The 16,950-nt window shown below is 65.6% G+C and carries 16 protein-coding genes; 7 read left to right on the forward strand and 9 right to left on the reverse strand.

All coding sequences use genetic code 11. The annotated features are described in order from the left end of the window. Positions 1 to 37: 37 nt before the first annotated feature. The 7 genes from pyk to PYV55_RS06700 all read right to left on the reverse strand — a co-directional run bounded on the left by pyk (position 38) and on the right by PYV55_RS06700 (position 8,544). A complete protein-coding gene (pyk, locus tag PYV55_RS06670; protein ID WP_275849913.1) occupies positions 38 to 1,477 on the reverse strand; it encodes a pyruvate kinase in 1,440 nt (479 codons plus the stop codon). Positions 1,478 to 1,584: 107 nt separating this feature from the next. After that, entirely contained in the window at positions 1,585 to 2,976 is a 1,392-nt protein-coding gene (locus PYV55_RS06675) for an aminopeptidase P N-terminal domain-containing protein (RefSeq protein ID WP_275849914.1), read from the reverse strand. A 475-nt stretch (positions 2,977 to 3,451) separates the two neighbouring features. Next, positions 3,452 to 4,012 carry a YaeQ family protein gene (locus PYV55_RS06680; protein WP_275849915.1) on the reverse strand — a complete coding sequence of 187 codons (561 nt, stop codon included), beginning with the start codon at positions 4,010 to 4,012 and terminating at the stop codon, positions 3,452 to 3,454. 365 nt (positions 4,013 to 4,377) lie between these two features. Further along, complete coding sequence (locus PYV55_RS06685) at positions 4,378 to 7,443, reverse strand: type ISP restriction/modification enzyme (protein ID WP_275849916.1); 3,066 nt, start codon at positions 7,441 to 7,443, stop codon at positions 4,378 to 4,380. A 67-nt stretch (positions 7,444 to 7,510) separates the two neighbouring features. Continuing rightward, complete coding sequence (locus tag PYV55_RS06690; RefSeq protein ID WP_275849917.1) at positions 7,511 to 7,813, reverse strand: helix-turn-helix domain-containing protein; 303 nt, start codon at positions 7,811 to 7,813, stop codon at positions 7,511 to 7,513. Further along, positions 7,794 to 8,177 carry a type II toxin-antitoxin system RelE/ParE family toxin gene (locus tag PYV55_RS06695; RefSeq protein ID WP_275849918.1) on the reverse strand — a complete coding sequence of 128 codons (384 nt, stop codon included), beginning with the start codon at positions 8,175 to 8,177 and terminating at the stop codon, positions 7,794 to 7,796. The genes PYV55_RS06690 and PYV55_RS06695 overlap by 20 nt, the downstream gene beginning before the upstream one ends. Before the next feature lie 49 nt (positions 8,178 to 8,226). After that, positions 8,227 to 8,544, reverse strand: coding sequence for a DUF2322 family protein (locus tag PYV55_RS06700; protein ID WP_275849919.1), 318 nt, complete (start codon positions 8,542 to 8,544; stop codon positions 8,227 to 8,229). A gap of 231 nt (positions 8,545 to 8,775) precedes the next feature. On the opposite strand from PYV55_RS06700, the gene PYV55_RS06705 reads away from it, so the two are divergent. Continuing rightward, a complete protein-coding gene (locus PYV55_RS06705; RefSeq protein WP_407066778.1) occupies positions 8,776 to 9,600 on the forward strand; it encodes a restriction endonuclease in 825 nt (274 codons plus the stop codon). A gap of 34 nt (positions 9,601 to 9,634) precedes the next feature. Here PYV55_RS06705 and PYV55_RS06710 read toward each other — a convergent pair whose 3' ends face one another. Then, positions 9,635 to 10,414, reverse strand: coding sequence for a nucleotidyltransferase family protein (locus PYV55_RS06710; protein WP_275849921.1), 780 nt, complete (start codon positions 10,412 to 10,414; stop codon positions 9,635 to 9,637). Positions 10,415 to 10,559: 145 nt separating this feature from the next. Between PYV55_RS06710 and PYV55_RS06715 the strand changes: the two genes are divergently transcribed. The 4 genes from PYV55_RS06715 to gap all read left to right on the forward strand — a co-directional run bounded on the left by PYV55_RS06715 (position 10,560) and on the right by gap (position 14,434). Next, the gene (locus PYV55_RS06715; RefSeq protein WP_275849922.1) at positions 10,560 to 10,823 is read left to right on the forward strand and encodes a type II toxin-antitoxin system ParD family antitoxin; all 264 of its coding nucleotides are present in this window, start codon (positions 10,560 to 10,562) and stop codon (positions 10,821 to 10,823) included. Continuing rightward, the gene (locus PYV55_RS06720) at positions 10,820 to 11,140 is read left to right on the forward strand and encodes a type II toxin-antitoxin system RelE/ParE family toxin (protein ID WP_275849923.1); all 321 of its coding nucleotides are present in this window, start codon (positions 10,820 to 10,822) and stop codon (positions 11,138 to 11,140) included. The genes PYV55_RS06715 and PYV55_RS06720 overlap by 4 nt, the downstream gene beginning before the upstream one ends. A gap of 96 nt (positions 11,141 to 11,236) precedes the next feature. Beyond that, positions 11,237 to 13,387, forward strand: a complete 2,151-nt coding sequence (gene tkt / locus PYV55_RS06725) for a transketolase (protein WP_275849924.1) — start codon at positions 11,237 to 11,239, stop codon at positions 13,385 to 13,387. Between the two features lie 45 nt (positions 13,388 to 13,432). Continuing rightward, positions 13,433 to 14,434 (forward strand): type I glyceraldehyde-3-phosphate dehydrogenase, encoded by a 1,002-nt coding sequence (gene gap / locus PYV55_RS06730; RefSeq protein ID WP_275849925.1) that lies wholly within the window; start codon positions 13,433 to 13,435, stop codon positions 14,432 to 14,434. Positions 14,435 to 14,552: 118 nt separating this feature from the next. On the opposite strand, the gene PYV55_RS06735 is transcribed toward gap, so the two are convergent. Then, positions 14,553 to 14,903, reverse strand: a complete 351-nt coding sequence (locus PYV55_RS06735; protein ID WP_275849926.1) for an HPF/RaiA family ribosome-associated protein — start codon at positions 14,901 to 14,903, stop codon at positions 14,553 to 14,555. A gap of 181 nt (positions 14,904 to 15,084) precedes the next feature. On the opposite strand from PYV55_RS06735, the gene PYV55_RS06740 reads away from it, so the two are divergent. Together PYV55_RS06740 and miaB are read left to right on the forward strand one after the other, a co-directional pair. Then, complete coding sequence (locus PYV55_RS06740; RefSeq protein WP_275849927.1) at positions 15,085 to 15,474, forward strand: hypothetical protein; 390 nt, start codon at positions 15,085 to 15,087, stop codon at positions 15,472 to 15,474. Positions 15,475 to 15,613: 139 nt separating this feature from the next. Further along, a complete protein-coding gene (miaB, locus tag PYV55_RS06745) occupies positions 15,614 to 16,945 on the forward strand; it encodes a tRNA (N6-isopentenyl adenosine(37)-C2)-methylthiotransferase MiaB (RefSeq protein WP_275849928.1) in 1,332 nt (443 codons plus the stop codon). Positions 16,946 to 16,950 lie beyond the last annotated feature (5 nt).

Here is a 16,950-nt window from a genome sequence, read left to right on the forward strand (position 1 = left end):
TTTCGATGCCCAAAGGCCGACAGGCGCCTACCGCGGCCTACCGCGCGCGGCAGATCTTCAGCATGTTGGTGCCGCCCGGCGCGCCCATGGGTTCGCCGCAGGTGATGGCGTAGATGTCGCCGCTTTGCACGATGCCGCGCGCTTTCAGGTGCGCCTCGGCCTGCGCGAGCGCGGTGTCGCGGTCGGCGCTGGTGTCGGCGAGCAGCAGCGGGCGCACGTTGCGGTACATGGCCAGGCGCCGCTGCGTGGCCACCTTGGAGGTCAGCGCGTAGATCGGGATGTGGATGCGGTGGCGGCTCATCCACAGCGCCGTGGCGCCGCTGTCGGTCAGCGCCACGATGGCCTTGGCGCCCAGGTGGTGCGCGGTAAAGAGCGCGCCCATGGCGATCGACTGGTCTATGCGCGTGAAGCTGTGGCCGCTGAAGTCGGCGTCCTGCAGCGGGTCTTCGGAGGCCTCGGCGGCGGCGCAGATGGTGGCCATCTGCTGCACCGTTTCGAGCGGGTACTTGCCCGCGGCCGTCTCGGCGCTGAGCATCACGGCGTCGCTGCCGTCGAGCACGGCATTGGCCACGTCGCTGACCTCGGCGCGCGTGGGCACGGGGTTGTGGATCATGCTCTCCATCATCTGCGTGGCGGTGATCACCACCTTGTCGCAGGCGCGCGCCATGCGGATCATCTTTTTCTGCAGCGCGGGCACGGCGGCGTTGCCGACTTCCACGGCCAGGTCGCCGCGCGCCACCATGATGCCGTCGCTCGCGCGCAAAATGGCATCGAGGTGCGGAATGGCCTCGGCGCGCTCTATTTTTGCGATCAGGCCCGGCTTGTGGCGGAACTCGGCCCCGGCCACGTTGCACAGCTGGCGCGCCATTTCCATGTCGGTCGCAGTCTTGGGAAAGCTCACCGCCACGTAATCGGCCTGAAAGCCCATCGCGGTGCGTATGTCTTCCATGTCCTTGGCGGTGAGCGCGGGCGCGGTGAGGCCGCCGCCCTGCTTGTTGATGCCCTTGTTGTTCGAGAGCTCGCCGCCCACTTTCACCGTGGTTTCGACCGCATCGCCATGCACGGCCTCGACCTGCAGCACGATCAGCCCGTCGTTGAGCAGCAGCATGTCGCCGGGCTTCACGTCGTGCGGCAGCTCCTTGTAGTCCAGGCCCACGCCGTGTTCGTCACCGGGCTCGGTGCGCGCGGCGTCGAGCACGAAGCGCGCGCCCGGCTGCAGCTGCACGCGGCCGTTGGCAAACTTGCCCACGCGGATCTTGGGGCCCTGCAGGTCGGCCATGATGGCCACCTCCACGCCCGCGCGCTGGGCCGCGGCGCGCACCATGGCCGCACGCTCGATGTGGTCCTGCGCCTGCCCGTGGCTGAAGTTGAGCCGCACCACGTTGACGCCGGCGCGGATCATGGCTTCGAGCAATTCCGGCGTGCTCGACGCAGGGCCGAGGGTGGCAACGATCTTGGTGGCGCGCAGTGCGGGCATGATGGGGCGGGGCAAAGTGGCGATGCGGGCATTGTTCCACACGCGCCGGCGCCGGCGCGCAGGCACCAGACAAGGTGCGTCATGCAACGCGCACGAGACGCCGTGCGTCAGGCGCCTTGCATCAGCGCCTCGATCTCGTCTGCTGCCACGGGCACGTCGCGCGTGAGCAGCTCGCAGCCCTGCGCGGTCACGAGGGCGTCGTCCTCGATGCGGATGCCGATGTGGTGGAAGGCCTCGGGCACGCCGGGCGCGGGGCGCACGTACAGGCCCGGCTCGATGGTCAGCACCATGCCGGGGCGCAGGATGCGGCTCGGGCGCTCGGTGATGGTCTCGCCCGACAGCGGGTCCTGGCGCACGCTGGTCTGGCCGACTTCGCCAGGCTCCACGTAGCTGCCGCAGTCGTGCACGTCCATGCCCAGCCAGTGGCTGGTGCGGTGCATGTAAAACGCAAAGTAGGCGCGGCTTGCGATCGCGTCCTGCGCCGTGCCCACCTTGTGCTTGTCGAGCAGCCCGAGGTCGAGCAGCCCTTGCGCCAGCACCGCCACGGTGGCCTCGTGCGGCGCGTCGAAGCGCGCTCCGGCGCGTGTGGCGGCCACGGCGGCTTGCTGGCTGGCCAGCACCAGGTCATAGAGCGCGCGCTGCGGGCCGGTGAATTTGCCATCGGCCGGAAAGGTGCGCGTGATGTCGCTCGCGTAGCCGTCCAGCTCGCAAGCCGCGTCGATCAGCACCAGCTCGCCCGCGCGCAGCGGCGCGTCGCTCGCGCGGTAGTGCAGCACGCAGGCATTCGCGCCGGCGGCGACGATGGCGTCGTAGGCCGGGTACTGCGCGCCCTGCTGGCGGAATTCGTGCAGCAGCTCGGCCTCCAGGTGGTACTCGCGCGCGTCCTCACCCGCACGCAGCATGCGCGCCGCGCGCTGCATGGCGCGCACATGGCCGCGCGCGCTGATCTGCGCCGCGCGGCGCATGGTGGCCTGCTCGTGCGCGTCTTTGACGAGGCGCATCTCGTCGAGCAGCGTGCACAGGTCGTTTTGCGCCGCCGGGCACAGTGCGCCGTAGCGTGCGCGCGCGCGCACCACGGCAAGCCAGCCCTCCACACGCGCCGCCAGGCCCGCGTGCGTGGCAAACGGATACCAGACGCAGGCGCGGTTTTCGAGCAGACGCGGCAGGCGCGCGTCCAGCTCGGCAAACGAATAGGCCGCATCCACGCCCAGCGCCGCGGGCGCGGCCTGCGGGCCCAGGCGGTAGCCGTCCCAGATTTCGCGCTCCGCGTCCTTGGGCTGGCAAAACAGCGTGCTGTGCCCGTCGCCCGTGAGCACCAGGCAGGCATTGGGCTCGCCAAAACCCGTCAGGTAATAAAAGTAGCTGTCGTGGCGGTACAGGTACTGGTTGTCGCGGTTGCGCGGGCGCTCGGGCGCCGTGGGAATGATGGCAATGCCGCCCGCACCCAGCTGGGCAGCCAGGCGGGCGCGGCGGTCGGCGTAAAGCGAAGAAGGGGCCATGGTGGGATATGCGGATGGGGTCGGCGCGCGCCGGGGGCTGAAAATCGTGAAACGGCGAGTATCAAGGCTTTTGCGCGGCGGTGCGGGGCAGTTTGGCAAGAGGCTCCGCCTTCATCCCAGATTGTCCATTAGGCGGTGCTGCGCACCTACGCGGGTGCTGGCGGACGTCTGCCGGTCATTTTGGCCGCCGCTTCGTCGTTCATGGCACCGGCCATGCACTCCTCAGCCGCGACCAAACTGCCTCGCCAGCCGCCTCGCCATCATCCCGCGTCCTAATGAACAATCTGGGTTCATTTTTCCTGCTGCGCAATACCACACAGTATCGCTGCGGTTTGCGCCTTGCCCAGACCAAACATCCATCGGTTTTATTTGTCGCATCAAGCCTCAAAAACTGAACGATCAGGATGCGTCGGCCTGGCACTTCAATCGCTACGCCGAGCGCCACTGATGTGCCGGGGCCGGCGGCTGCGGGCACCTACTTCCAGCGTAGGGGATCGATGTGCACGCTGTCCGAGGCGTTGCCGAGGGTGAGCGCACCGTCCTGGAAGGTCGCCTGCAATTGCATGCTGCGCTCGGCCAGGCGACCCAGCGCCTGCGACGACTCGGTCGGCACCCGCCAGACCTGCAGCTTGTCCAGGCGAGCCAGCTTGTTTTCAATGCCGCGCCACCAGACCTCGGCGGCGTGGTGGAAGGCATAGACGATGACGGCATCGGACTTCTGGCATGCCTTGGCGAGCGGTTTCTCCTCGGGCTGGCCCACCTCGATCCACAGCCGGGTGCGGCCGGTGAAGTCGCGCAGCCAGACATCGGGCTCGTCGGGGTCTGAGAGTCCGGCGCCAAAGGCCATGGTGCCGTCACCCTGGCAGACGGTCTGCAGCTGATGGGCGTTGAGCGCGAGAGCCAGCAACCGGATCATCATCCGCTCGTCGGTCTCGCTGGGGTGGCGCGCGAGGGTCAGCGCGTGATCGGCGTAATAGCCGTGGTCGATGTCGGCGATGGAGAGGTTCGCCTTGTAGATGGTGGATTTAAGGGCCATCCGGCCCTTATACCAGGGGCGTGAGCATCGGGGCAGTGAGAGGCCTGGATGAAGGAAAGGTCCGAGTCAATATGGATCGACAGGCTGGCCGCGCAGGCGGCGGGGATGTCGCCGCTGAAACGCTCGGTCGAGGCCAGCACCAGGCCATCGCGTGTGGCGACTACCGCCCCCTCGAGATCAGGGCAGTTCTCGGCAAATTGCGCCAGCACGTCGGACTTTGGAATCGTCGGCTGCGAATGGGCCGCTGGGGCGCATTCTCGCTATCGACGCCCAAAGTCCGACAGCCTCCTGGCCTGCCGTCCTGGCGAAATTAGTGGCAAAAAGTGCCTCTAGCGCTTATCTGACATGCACAAGCAGCTATCTTTTCATGAGTAATTGCGCGCCAGCGCCTGCATGGCGGTGGTGATGCGCACGGTCTCCACGCTCACCGTGGTGACGCGCGCCAGCAGGGCTATCACGCGCTCTTTGTGGTCGGCAAAGCGGTAATGGTCGAAGCGCGCGCGGATGGTCGGGTCTTTGGGCTTTTTTTCCTTGTGCTGGTCCAGCACCCAGTCGATCGCGCAGCGGTTGCCGAGCCGGTAGGCCCAGGCCTCGGGCGGCACGCCGCGCAGCGTGGTTTCGCTGTCGAGCACGATGCAGCCAGCCGCCGGGTCGGACTTGAGCAGCACCTTGGGCGCCAGCCCGGCCGCGCGCGCTGCCGTGTCGGGCGTGTCGTGGCGCGTCAGGGCGTAGGGCGCCACCGTCTCATAGCCGATATGCAGCGCCATGAGTTCGCGCCCCCAGTCGGCCCAGCGCCAGAAGTCGGCATGAAAGGGGATGCGCGGAAACTCGCGCTTGAGGTTTTGTGCGTATTTTTCGCGGTACACCGGGTCGTGCAGCACGGCGTAGCAGTAGTGGAAGATTGCTTCTTTATCGATAGCTGGTTGCGCTTTGCCCTTGCCGGCTTCGGCCGCATAGTGCTTGCGAAATTGCTGGAGCGCCCAGTCGGTGATGTTGTCGGTGCGGTTGCCTTGGGCGTCGTACCGATAGAGGGAAACAACGCGCGAATCGCCGATGAAGTGAAAGTCACATGCTTTGTCCGTCGCCAAGCAGCGGAACTGCCCAGAGGCGGGCATTGCAATTAGCCGATTCTCGTCGCGCAAGAAGGGCGGTATCAAGCCCAACTCGTCAATCATGAGATCGGACTGGTAGAGATAGTTCACAAAATAGGGTCGATAAGCGTATGCAACTATGCGGGATTTTGAAAATGGTTCACGCTCCCCGCGCTTCAGTTTGTTCTTCAGGTTGCGCGACCACTTGATGGCGGAGTCATACGTCTCGCTTCCTTGTTGGTGACGTTCATAGCACTCGATAAAAAAGCGCGCCTTTGCCGCCAGCGCTGTTGGTGATTCATCGGTGACCCAACCATCACGGGCAGTGTTTATTCCGTTGCTGAACAGCTTGAAAATCGCCCGCTCCTTCGCCGCAGTCTTGGCCGCCTTGGTCTCCTTGCTGGCCAGCGGGATCAGGGTGTCGAAGTCGTTGTGCGTCAGGTTCAGCCAGTGGCCGGCCTGGTCTGGCTGCACTTCGTCGAACTGCAGGCGGCGCATGGGGTGCGTGGCCAGGAAGCTGAGCTTTTCTTCGGCGGTCTCCATCTCGGGACGGCGGACGTAGAACACGCGCGCGGGGCGCTTGTCCTTGGTGCTGCTGGCCCGCTTGACCATGAAGCTGATGGCCACGCCCGTTTGTATGCCGAACACGTTGTGCCGCGTGCCGCTGAGCCTGGGGTTGGCGCGCACGTCGCCGCCCAGGTCCACCACCCAAACCTCCGCAAACTCCTGCACCACGGTCTTGCGAAAGCCGTCGAAGGTGCGCGCGTCCAGAAAGCTGCGGTTGCTCACGAAGCTGAGCACGCCGTTGTCGGCCAGGCGGTCGCTGGCCCAGCGGAAAAAGCGCGCGTACATGTCGTAGAGCTTGGTCTTTTGCGCGGTGCTGGCGGCGATGTAGGTCTGCTTGATGCGCGCGTCGATCTGCGGGTAGCTGCGGTTTTTGTTGTTGTCGTTCTCGTTTTGCTGGTTCGCGTTGTAGGGCGGGTTGCCGATGACGACGCTGATGCGCCGCGCGTTCTGGCGCCGGATGCGGGCAACGTTTTCTTCGCTCACGCTGCCGAACAGCTCGGCCGTGGCGCCGCGCGCGGCGGTGTGCAGGCCCACGTTGTCCAGCGTGTCCACGAAGCACAGGTTGGGAAATTCGGCGTATTCGCCGGTGATGGCGGCATACGTGGCCTCGATGTTCAGGTTGGCCACGTAGTAGGGCAGGATGGCAACCTCGTTGGCGTGCAGCTCTTCGCGGTATTTGTGCGCGAGCTTTTTGGGCTGGCCGCGAAAGTGCTCGAGCAGCTCGCAGATGTAGGTGCCGGTGCCGGTGGCGGGGTCGAGGATGTCCACCCCGGGGTCGATCAGGTTTTTGCCGAAGTGCTGCTCGCACAACCAGTCGGCGCCGTCGATCATGAAGCGCACGATTTCATTGGGCGTATAGACCACGCCCAGGCGGTCGGCGGCCTTGGTGTTGTAAACCTTGTAGAAGTTTTCGTAGATGACCTTGAGAAAGGCCTGCTTTTCGCCGTGGCTGCCGATCTGCGCAGCGGCGGCGCGGATGGCGGCGTAGTAGGGCTCCAGCCCTTTGAGGGTTTGCCTTTTGAGCGCGCCGGTGAAGAACACGCCTTCGAGCGCGTACAGCTCGCGTGCGACGTTGTTGTGGCGGTGAAAGTCGCTGTCGTCGAACACCTTGGCGAAGATTTCTTCGGTCAGGATGTGCTGGATGAGCATCTCGCGCACGTCGGCCGGGCCGAGCGCGGGGTTGATGGCCTCTTGCGCATGGGCCAGAAAGCGCGTGGCGGCGGCGGCAAACGCGGGGTTGCTGGCTTCCTGCGTCTCGATCATGCTGCGCAGCGCGGCGAGCACGGCGGGCAGGTCGGCTTTGAACTGTTCGACGGCGGCGCGAAAGTCGGCGATTTCGGGCCGCTCGTAGCCAAAAAAGAGCTTGAGCAGTTTTTCCAGCGCGGCGGTGTCTTCGACCGGGCAGCGCAGCACCTCCTGCCGATGCTGCCAGAGCACGACGGTGGTGTCGTCGCTGAAGACGATGTTGTCCTGCGGGTAGCCCTTCTTGAACTTCTTGGCGATTTCGGCGTCGAGGTCGTCTTGCGCGTCCTTGGCCTCCCAGTAGCCCAGGGGCATGCGCAGCTCGTGCAGCAGCGCGCCATCGACGCTGATGTGCGCCTTGGTCGCCGTCTTGAGCGGGTATTCGGCCAGAAACACCAGCCCGAGCTGGCGGCCCCAGTGCTTGAGCAGGTCTTTGAACGCCTCGCGCACGATGGTTTCGCGCTGGCTGCCGCTGACCTTTTTGATGAGATCAAGCTGCGCAAGGTAGTCGTGGATGAGGAGCTGGCTCATGGGGCGGGGCGGGTTGGCGGGGGGCGGTGTGTGCGTGGGGGCTGGCGAGGGCGTTCAGAACCTGTTCTCAGGCCAGCACTTCCAGCCCCTTGCGGTCGATCAGCGACAGCAGGCGCAATGCCGCGCCGCTGGGTTTCTTCTCGCCGTTTTCCCACTTCTGCACGGTGGAAACGCTGGCATTGAGGTACGCGGCAAAAACACCCTGGCTCACGTGCAGGCGCTCGCGCAGCGCACGTATGGCCTCGGCCGTGTACGAGGGCGGCGGCAGTGCGCGCAGTTCGAAATCACGCAGGGTTTGCTTGTCGATGGCACCCGCCGCATGCAGGCCGCGCATCGTGGTGTGCAACTCGTCAATCATGCGTTTGCGCATGGCCCAACTCCTTCAATTCTCCGCGTGCGAGCGCGCTGTCCAAGGCTGTTGCATCCAGCCCGAGCAGCGCCTCGGCAACCAGTTTGAACAATTGCAGTTCTTTGTCGCTGATGTTGTCACGCTCATTCTTTTCGAAGCCATACAAGAAGAACAGCGTACCGGCAAATTTCGTGGCAACAATGGTGCGCGAGCTGCCGCTTTTGCCGCGCCCGGGCAGCGCGACCCGCTGCTTGAACAGGTTGGCGCCGAGGTCTGCATCGATCAGACCACTTTCCATCTGTGCCACGGCACCCAAGAGCGCTCCGTCGCTGACATCTGCCTTGGCAGCCCAGCGCGCGAAGGTTTTGGTCTTGAATATCCGCATTCGTATTGTCGCACTAAGTGCGATAAAAACCTTTGGCGTGTTGGCCCACTCAGCCTGCCACCAACTTGACCCCATAGCTCGCGCTGCCTGCGGCCCAGGCGAGCAGGCGGTCGATGTTGGGGTGTTTGCCGGGGTGGGCCTGGGCGTCGGCCAGGTGCTCGCCGTACCACTGCAGCCCCTCGGCCGCCGCGGCAGGCGTGATGGCGCCACCGTGTTTTTGCGCCAGGGCGTGGTACACGGCCAGCGAGCCGGCCTGTCCGGGCTTGTTTTCTATCGTGGCCACAACCTGGCCTTGTGCGTCGAGCAGCTGCAGGGCAGCGAGGTGGGCGATGGCGGGGAGTTGCTGGAGGCGGGTGGCGAAGTTCATGGGGGGTGTTTGGTTTGCGGCGGCAAAATGTAATCGGTGGCCCGAGAGCATATCGGGACGCAAGGAGGCCCCGGAGCTTCTTCTGCTTTGACGCGCAGCGAAAATGCGCTCGCGTGCCGGCGGGCTGTCCTGCCGGCAGGTTGAAGAAATCACACGATCAGCAAGGAGAGGTACATGGCGAGAAGAAAGGAAAGCGGCTTGGCCGATGCTTTGTTCGACTTGACGGCAGCCTTGCCGTGGTGGGTGGGCGTGGTGTTGGCCGTCATTGCCTACGCGGTGCTGCACCGGTATGCCGTGATGGAGGTGCCCACCACGCTTTCGGCAGGGCAAAAAGGGGGCGACATGCTGTCCGCGATGGTGATCAAAGGGCTGGCCGTGGGCGGGCAATATCTGGTTCCCTTCATCCTGTTGGCGGCGGCGGCGGCCTCTGCCATTGGCCGGCGCAAGCGGCAGGGGTTGATTGCCGAAGTGGGCAACGATGCCACGGGCGCGGCGCTGCGCACCATGGGCTGGCGCGATTTCGAACTTCTCGTTGGCGAGGCTTTCCGCCTGCGCGGCTATGCCGTGACCGAATTGGGCGGGAATGGTGCCGACGGCGGTGTGGACCTGACATTGACCAAGGGCGGCGAAACTTTCCTCGTCCAATGCAAGCGCTGGAAGGCATTCCAGGTGTCCGTGGAGGTCGTGCGCGAGCTCTATGGCGTGATGGCGGCGCAAGGGGCAGCCGGCGGCTTTGTGGTCACTTCCGGCACCTTTACAGAACCGGCGCGCAATTTTGCGCAAGGACGAAACATCGAACTGATCGACGGCCCTGCGCTGAAGAAGATGATCGATGCCGCGCGGCCCGCGGTCGCAGACAAGGAAAAAGCCACAAGCGCACCGGCTGCGGCTGCAGCTGCGACTGCTGCGCCAGCGGCAGCGCCGGTTTGCCCGCTGTGTGGCAGTCCAATGGTGCGGCGCTTGGCCCACCGGGGCGCCAATGCCGGCAAGCCGTTTTGGGGTTGCAGCCGTTATGCGCAGACGAAATGCGGAGGGACGCGGGCCATCGAGGCGTGAAAACTTGTGGGCGGGCGTATGGGGCCGTGCCAGCCTACCCATTCAGCGCCGCCAGCCGCTCGGGCGTGCCCACGTCGGTCCAGCGGCCGGTGTAGAGCGCGGCGCTCACGCGGCGCTGGTCCATGGCGCGGCGCAGCAGGGGGGCGAGGGGCGCGGCCACGCCGGCGGGGTTGCCGGGCGGGATGTCGCACCAGGGCGGTGTGAAGAGTTCGGCGCGCAGCAGCGCGATGGTGCTGTAGGTGTAGCGCGGCGCGGGGTCTTGCGGCGGCAGGTTGAGTGCAAGGCCCGCGGGCGAGAGGCCGAAGTCGCCGCGCGCATGGTGCGCCGGGTTGGGCACCAGCCACAGGTGCGCCAGGTGGGCGCTCGCGGCAAAGCGCTGCACCTCGGCGGCGGCAAAGGCGAAGTCGGGCGCAAACACGTCGCCCGCCGCGAGCCAGAACACCGGGCCCAGCAGCGGCAGCGCGCGTGCGATGCCGCCGGCGGTCTCGAGCGCGGCGCCGAAGTCGCGGCCTTCGTGCGAGTATGAAATCGATAGCTGCTTGCGCTCGTCAGTAGTGCCTTGGAGGGCAAAATGATCTGAAAAATGGGCACTGACCTGCTCTCCCAGCCAGGCGGTGTTGATGACGGTCTGCGTGACGCCTGCCGCGGCCAATGCGCGCAGGTGCCATTCGAGCAGCGGGCGTCCCTGCACGCGCAGCAGGGGTTTGGGCGTGTGGTCGGTCAACGGCCGCATGCGCTCGCCGCGGCCTGCGGCGAGCAGCATGGCGGGGACTTGGGGCGTGGGCGCGGAAAGAGGCTTGGACTTGTCGGGCATGGGGCGCACTGTAGGGCACGGTGGGGCATGGCGGTGCATGGCGGTGCAGCGCGGATGTTGCGAGCACGAAGCGAAGCGCGGCGTCTTGACAGGTGGTCGGCAGACCATTTTTAATATTGGTTATTAACTTGCAGGAGAAACCGCGATGCCGACCAGTGTGGCGCTCAGCCCCCATTTCGAAGCCTTTGTCCGCCAGCAGGTCGAATCGGGCCGCTTCAACAACGTCAGCGAGGTGGTGCGTGCCGGGCTGCGCCTGCTCGAAGAGCGCGAAGCCGAACAGGCCGCCAAACTGCAGGCCTTGCGCGAGGCCGTTGCGGTGGGTTTGGCCAGCGGGCCAGATCTGTCGGAAGAGGAGGTGTTTGACGAACTGGAAGCGCGGTTGCAAGCCATGGCGGAAAAAGCCGGATGACGCGCCTGATCTATACACCTCAATCGAAGAAAGACTTGAGTGAAATTGGTCTTTACATCGCCCGAAACAACCCCCGCCGAGCGGCCAGCTTCGTGCGCGAGCTGCGCGCGCAATGCCGCAAGCTGACCCAGGCACCCCAAGCCTATCAACCGCGGCCGGAACTCGGCAAGGGCATGCGCTCCTGCGCTCACGGCAACTACCTCGTGGTTTTCTACGAGGAGGCGGGCCTGGTGCGTATCGTGCGCATCGTGCACGGCGCGATGGACATCGAGGCCCAGTTTGCAACAAAAATTTCTGGTGCTGGTGGCAATAGCTAGGAGCCTGTCGCAAGAGGCCGCAGAGGGTCCACAAAGGCGCGTCGGTAAAATCGGCCGCTTTCCTCGACTTTTGCCTCCTTTGGAGCCCCTCTTCCCATGGCCAACTCTCCAGAACAACAACGCATGGCGAACGCGATCCGCGCCTTGGCCATGGATGCCGTACAGCAAGCCAACTCGGGCCACCCGGGCGCGCCCATGGGCATGGCCGAGATGGCCGTGGCCTTGTGGGGCGGGCACCTGCGTCACAACCCCGCGAACCCGCGCTGGTTCGACCGCGACCGCTTCGTGCTCAGCAACGGCCATGCCTCCATGCTGCTGTACGCGCTGCTGCACCTCACGGGCTACGACCTGCCGCTGGACGAGATCAAAAAATTCCGCCAGTTGCACAGCAAGACGCCGGGCCACCCCGAGGTGGACGTGACGCCGGGCGTGGAGACCACCACGGGCCCGCTGGGCCAGGGCATCGCCAATGCCGTGGGCATGGCGCTGGCCGAAAAGCTGCTGGCGGCCGAGTTCAACCGTCCGGGTCACAGCGTGGTCGATCACCACACCTACGCCTTTCTGGGCGACGGCTGCATGATGGAAGGCATCAGCCACGAGGCCGTGGCGCTGGCCGGCGCCTGGAAGCTGGGCAAGCTGATCGCGCTCTACGACGACAACGGCATCAGCATCGACGGCGAGGTCACGCCCTGGTTCATCGACAACACGGCGCAGCGCTTTGCCGCCTGCGGCTGGAATGTGCTGGGCCCCGTCGATGGGCACGACGCGCCGCAGGTGGCCGCGGCGATTGCCCAGGCGCGCGCGCAGTCGCTGCAGCCCACGCTCATCATCTGCAAGACGCACATCGGCAAGGGCTCGCCCAACCGCGCCAACACGGCCAAGGCACATGGCGAGCCGCTGGGCGCCGACGAGATCGCGCAAACGCGCGCGGCGCTCGGCTGGGACTATCCGCCCTTCACGATCCCGGCGGACGTCTATGCCCACTGGGACGCGAAGCCGCGCGGCCAGGCCGCCGAGGCCGAATGGGCCCAGCACTTTGCCGCGTACCGTGCCGCGTACCCCGAGCTTGCGGCCGAGTTCACGCGCCGCATGCACGGCGAGCTGCCGGCACACTTTGCCGAGCTGGTGCAGGGCACCGTCGCCGCGCTGCATGCCAAGGCCGAGACCGTGGCCACGCGCAAGGCCAGCCAGATCGTGCTCGAAGCCTTCACGGCCGCGCTGCCCGAGTTGCTCGGCGGCAGCGCCGACCTCACGGGCTCGAACCTCACCAACACCAGCCACACGCCCAACCTGCGCTTCGACGCGCAAGGCCAGGTGGTGCAGACCACGCAGCCGGGCGGCCGCAGCGTGGGCGGGCGGCACATCAATTACGGCGTGCGCGAGTTCGGCATGGCCGCGATCATGAACGGCGTCGCGCTGCACGGCGGCTACATTCCCTACGGCGGCACCTTCATGACCTTCAGCGACTACAGCCGCAACGCCGTACGCATGGCCGCGCTGATGCACCAGCGCGTGATCCACGTGTTCACGCACGACTCCATCGGGCTGGGCGAGGACGGCCCCACGCACCAGCCCGTGGAGCACGCGGCCAGCCTGCGCCTGATCCCGCGCCTGGAAGTCTGGCGCCCCGCCGACACGGCCGAGACGGCTGTCGCCTGGGGCGCGGCGCTGGCGCAGGACGACCGGCCCACGGCGCTGCTGCTGTCGCGCCAGAACCTTGCCTATGCGCCCAAGCGCAACCTGGAAGACATCCGCCGCGGCGCCTACGTGCTCAGCGAGCCGGCGGACGCGGGGCTCAAGCAGCCGGCGCAGGCCGTGCTGATCGCGACCGGCTCCGAAGTGCAGCTCGCGCTTGCGGCGCAGCACTTGCTTGCATCCAAAAAAATAGCTGTGCGCGTAGTATCCATGCCGAGTACCACCGTTTTTGATCGTGAATCGGTGGACTACAAACTGTCCGTGCTGCCGGCCGGCATTCCGCGCGTCGCCGTGGAAATGGGTGTGACCGAGGGCTGGTGGAAGTACGGCTGCGCCGCCGTGCTCGGGCTCGACCGTTTCGGCGAATCGGCCCCTGCGCCGGCGCTGCTGCAGCACTTCGGCTTCACCGCGGAAAACCTTGCCGCCATCGTGCAGACCGTGCTCGCAGGCGCTGCCGAAGCACAGGGCAAGGGCCATGACAAAGGCCATGACAAGGGCCACGGCAAGCACAAGGCCAAAGACAAAAACAAGAGCAAGAACAAGCGCAAGTAAGCGCGCGCATCCACATTTTCACAAGCAACCTGGAGAGACAGAGCTATGGCAATCAAGATCGGCATCAACGGCTTCGGCCGCATCGGGCGCATGGTGTTCCGCGCCGCTGTGCAAAACTTTTCCGACATCGAAGTCGTGGGCATCAACGACCTGCTCGATCCCGACTATCTGGCCTACATGCTGAAGTACGACAGCGTGCACGGCCGCTTCAAGGGCGAGGTGAGCGTCGAAGGCGGCACCCTGGTGGTCAACGGCAAAAAAATCCGTCTCACGCAGGAGCGTGACCCGGCCAACCTGAAGTGGGGCGAGGTCGGTGCCGACGTGGTGATCGAATCCACGGGCCTGTTCCTCGACAAGGCCAACGCCGAAAAGCACCTGGCCGCAGGCGCCAAAAAGGTCATCATGTCGGCCCCGAGCAAGGACGACACGCCCATGTTCGTCTTCGGCGTGAACCACGAGAAGTACGCGGGCCAGGCCATCATCAGCAACGCCAGCTGCACCACCAACTGCCTCGCACCCGTGGCCAAGGTGCTCCACGACAAGTGGGGCATCAAGCGCGGCCTCATGACCACCGTGCACGCCGCCACGGCCACGCAGAAAACCGTCGATGGCCCGAGCCATAAAGACTGGCGCGGCGGCCGCGGCATCCTCGAAAACATCATCCCCAGCTCGACCGGCGCGGCCAAGGCTGTGGGTGTGGTGCTGCCCGAACTCAAGGGCAAGCTCACGGGCATGTCGTTCCGCGTGCCCACCTCGGACGTGTCGGTGGTCGACTTGACCGTGGAACTGGCCAAAGAGGCTTCTTACGCCGACATCTGCGCCGAGATGAAGGCGCAGAGCCAGGGCGCGCTCAAGGGCGTGCTCGGCTACACCGAAGAAGCGGTCGTGGCCACCGACTTCCGTGGCGAAGTCTGCACCAGCGTGTTCGACGCCGCAGCCGGCATCGCGCTCGACGGCACCTTCATGAAGGTCGTGAGCTGGTACGACAACGAATGGGGTTATTCGAACAAGTGCCTCGAAATGGCACGTGTGGTGGCGGGCAAGTAAGCCGCCGAAAAATCTGCCAAAGCGTCGGCATGTTCGCCGCCGGCGCGTGCGCAGCCCGTCAGTGTCAGACAGGCTGCCGAGCCCACCCGCTGCGCATGCGCGGGTGGGTTTTTTTACGTCACTCGCCCGTGCCCTGCGTGCGGATGGTGTCGTGGCCGTGGTGGTCCTTGGCGCGGCCCAGGTCGGAGTCGAGCGCGTGGATCAGCTTGTCGGCGGCCTTGGTCAGCGCTTCGGCCACTTTTTCGGCCTCGGCCGTCACGGCCACGGGCGGGCGGCCGGCCACGCGCGCTTCGAGGCGGCAGCGCTTGTCGAGGCCGCCCTTGGTGCTGTTTTCGTCGGTGAAAAAGACTTCCACGCGCGTCAGGTGCTCGCGAAAGCGTGCGAGGCGGTCTTGCAACTCGCTCTGCGCCCATTGGGCCAGCGATTCGCCGCCGTGGATTTTGTCGTCGGTGTGGACTTGCACTTGCATGTGGGGTTCCTTTCTGGGTTTATGGGCCGGCGCGGCGGCTGCCGCTTGTCTTTCTACATAAGGACGACCCATGTCAAAACAAACGGCGCCGGACATTCGGCGGCGAACGCCCGGCGCACCCCGCGATTGTCGCAGGACGGCGGCAACTACAATGCGCGCCTTCAGCCACTGGATAAACACCATGCAACGCTGTGATTCCCCTCGCCGTCTTTCTGCTCCGCGCCTTGGCGCGTGGAGCCTGGCATTCGCTCTCGCTGCGGCCTTGTCTGCACCGCAGGTTTTGGCGCAGCAAGTTCCGTTTGGTCTTGGCAATGTGCGCAACTTCCCCGAGGCCGCAGTGCGCGGCAAGCTCACTGTCGTGAGCACCGTGGATGCCGAGCTCAACGGTAATGCCATCCGCATGGCGCCGGGCATGCGCCTGTTCAGCCCGCAAAACAGCCTGGTCATGCTGCACACCGTGATGGGGCAGAGCTTCAAGGTCAACTACGTGATCGAGCCCTCCACGGGCATGCTGCTCACGGCCTGGATACTGACCGAAGCCGAGGCCGCGCAGCCGCGCCCGGCCAAATAGCCCGTCCGCACATGGCGCCGCGCCATGCGGCCGCCATGCCCGCAACTGCGCCCCGTGCGGGCGCCGTTTGCCGTTTTCCGTCTGCCGTTTTCCACCGCTTCCGCTTTCGCTTCCCCTTTTTCTCATTCCCGATTGCGCCATGCCCAAAAAAGTTTTCATCAAAACCTTCGGCTGCCAGATGAACGAGTACGACTCGGACAAGATGCTCGACGTGCTGCACGCCGCCGCGGGCTACGAGCCCACGCAGGAGCCCGAAGAGGCCGACCTGATCTTGTTCAACACCTGCTCGGTGCGCGAAAAGGCGCAGGAAAAGGTGTTCAGCGACCTGGGGCGCTTCAAGCACCTCAAGGCGCGCGGCGTGCAGATCGGCGTGGGCGGCTGCGTGGCCAGCCAGGAGGGCGAGGAGATCATCGCGCGCGCCCCCTATGTGGACATCGTTTTCGGCCCGCAGACCTTGCACCGTCTGCCTGAGCTGCTTTCGCAACGAGAGCGCCAAAACCGCCCGCAGGTGGACATCAGCTTTCCCGAGATCGAAAAGTTCGACCACCTGCCGCCCGCGCGCGTCGAGGGCGCGAGCGCCTTCGTCTCGATCATGGAAGGCTGCAGCAAATACTGCAGCTACTGCGTCGTACCGTACACGCGCGGCGAGGAGGTCTCGCGCCCGCTCGACGACGTGCTCGTCGAGGTCGCGGGCCTGGCCGACCAGGGCGTGAAGGAGGTCACGCTGCTGGGCCAGAACGTGAACGCCTACCGCGGCGCGATGGGCGAATCGGCCGAGATCGCGGACTTTGCCCTGCTGCTCGAATACGTGGCCGAGATTCCGGGCATAGAGCGCATCCGCTATACCACCAGCCACCCCAACGAGTTCACGCCGCGGCTGATCGAAGCCTACGCGCGCATCCCCCAACTCGTGAGCCATCTGCACCTGCCCGTGCAGCACGGCAGCGACCGCATCCTCATGGCCATGAAGCGCGGCTACACCGCCATGGAATACAAAAGCACGGTGCGCAAGCTGCGCGCAATCCGCCCCGGGCTGGCACTCGCCAGCGACTTCATCGTTGGCTTTCCGGGCGAGACCGAGGAAGATTTTGCGCGCCTCATGCGCCTCGTGGAGGAGCTGGAGTTCGACAACAGCTTCAGCTTCGTCTTCAGCCCGCGCCCCGGCACGCCCGCGGCCAGCCTGCACGACGACACGCCGCAAGAGGTCAAACTGCGCCGCCTGCAAGAGCTGCAGGCCACCATCAACGCGCACATCCAGCGCATCAGCGCGAGCCGCGTCGGCACGGTGCAGCGCGTGCTCGTCGAAGGCCGCTCCAAGCGCGACGCGAGCGAGCTCATGGGCCGCACCGAATGCAACCGCGTGGTCAACTTTCCGGGGCCGGCGCGCCTCGTCGGGCAGATGGTGGACGTGCACATCACCGAAGCCAAGGTCTATACGCTGCGCGGCGAGGTGCTGGTGCGAGAAGGCTGAACGAA

Origin of the sequence: Extensimonas soli, assembly GCF_029211265.1 — a bacterium.
Classification (GTDB): Bacteria; Pseudomonadota; Gammaproteobacteria; order Burkholderiales; family Burkholderiaceae_C; genus Extensimonas; species Extensimonas soli.

Excerpts from the sequence above, each read along its gene's own strand:
- PYV55_RS06695 (WP_275849918.1), bottom strand. The coding sequence starts at position 8,177 with ATGCGGATATTCAAGACCAAAACCTTCGCGCGCTGGGCTGCCAAGGCA.
- PYV55_RS06700 (WP_275849919.1), bottom strand. The coding sequence starts at position 8,544 with ATGAACTTCGCCACCCGCCTCCAGCAACTCCCCGCCATCGCCCACCTC.
- PYV55_RS06680 (WP_275849915.1), bottom strand. The coding sequence starts at position 4,012 with ATGGCCCTTAAATCCACCATCTACAAGGCGAACCTCTCCATCGCCGAC.
- gap (WP_275849925.1), top strand. The coding sequence starts at position 13,433 with ATGGCAATCAAGATCGGCATCAACGGCTTCGGCCGCATCGGGCGCATG.
- PYV55_RS06675 (WP_275849914.1), bottom strand. The coding sequence starts at position 2,976 with ATGGCCCCTTCTTCGCTTTACGCCGACCGCCGCGCCCGCCTGGCTGCC.
- PYV55_RS06720 (WP_275849923.1), top strand. The coding sequence starts at position 10,820 with ATGACGCGCCTGATCTATACACCTCAATCGAAGAAAGACTTGAGTGAA.
- pyk (WP_275849913.1), bottom strand. The coding sequence starts at position 1,477 with ATGCCCGCACTGCGCGCCACCAAGATCGTTGCCACCCTCGGCCCTGCG.
- PYV55_RS06710 (WP_275849921.1), bottom strand. The coding sequence starts at position 10,414 with ATGCCCGACAAGTCCAAGCCTCTTTCCGCGCCCACGCCCCAAGTCCCC.
- PYV55_RS06690 (WP_275849917.1), bottom strand. The coding sequence starts at position 7,813 with ATGCGCAAACGCATGATTGACGAGTTGCACACCACGATGCGCGGCCTG.
- PYV55_RS06685 (WP_275849916.1), bottom strand. The coding sequence starts at position 7,443 with ATGAGCCAGCTCCTCATCCACGACTACCTTGCGCAGCTTGATCTCATC.
- tkt (WP_275849924.1), top strand. The coding sequence starts at position 11,237 with ATGGCCAACTCTCCAGAACAACAACGCATGGCGAACGCGATCCGCGCC.
- PYV55_RS06715 (WP_275849922.1), top strand. The coding sequence starts at position 10,560 with ATGCCGACCAGTGTGGCGCTCAGCCCCCATTTCGAAGCCTTTGTCCGC.
- PYV55_RS06740 (WP_275849927.1), top strand. The coding sequence starts at position 15,085 with ATGCAACGCTGTGATTCCCCTCGCCGTCTTTCTGCTCCGCGCCTTGGC.
- miaB (WP_275849928.1), top strand. The coding sequence starts at position 15,614 with ATGCCCAAAAAAGTTTTCATCAAAACCTTCGGCTGCCAGATGAACGAG.
- PYV55_RS06735 (WP_275849926.1), bottom strand. The coding sequence starts at position 14,903 with ATGCAAGTGCAAGTCCACACCGACGACAAAATCCACGGCGGCGAATCG.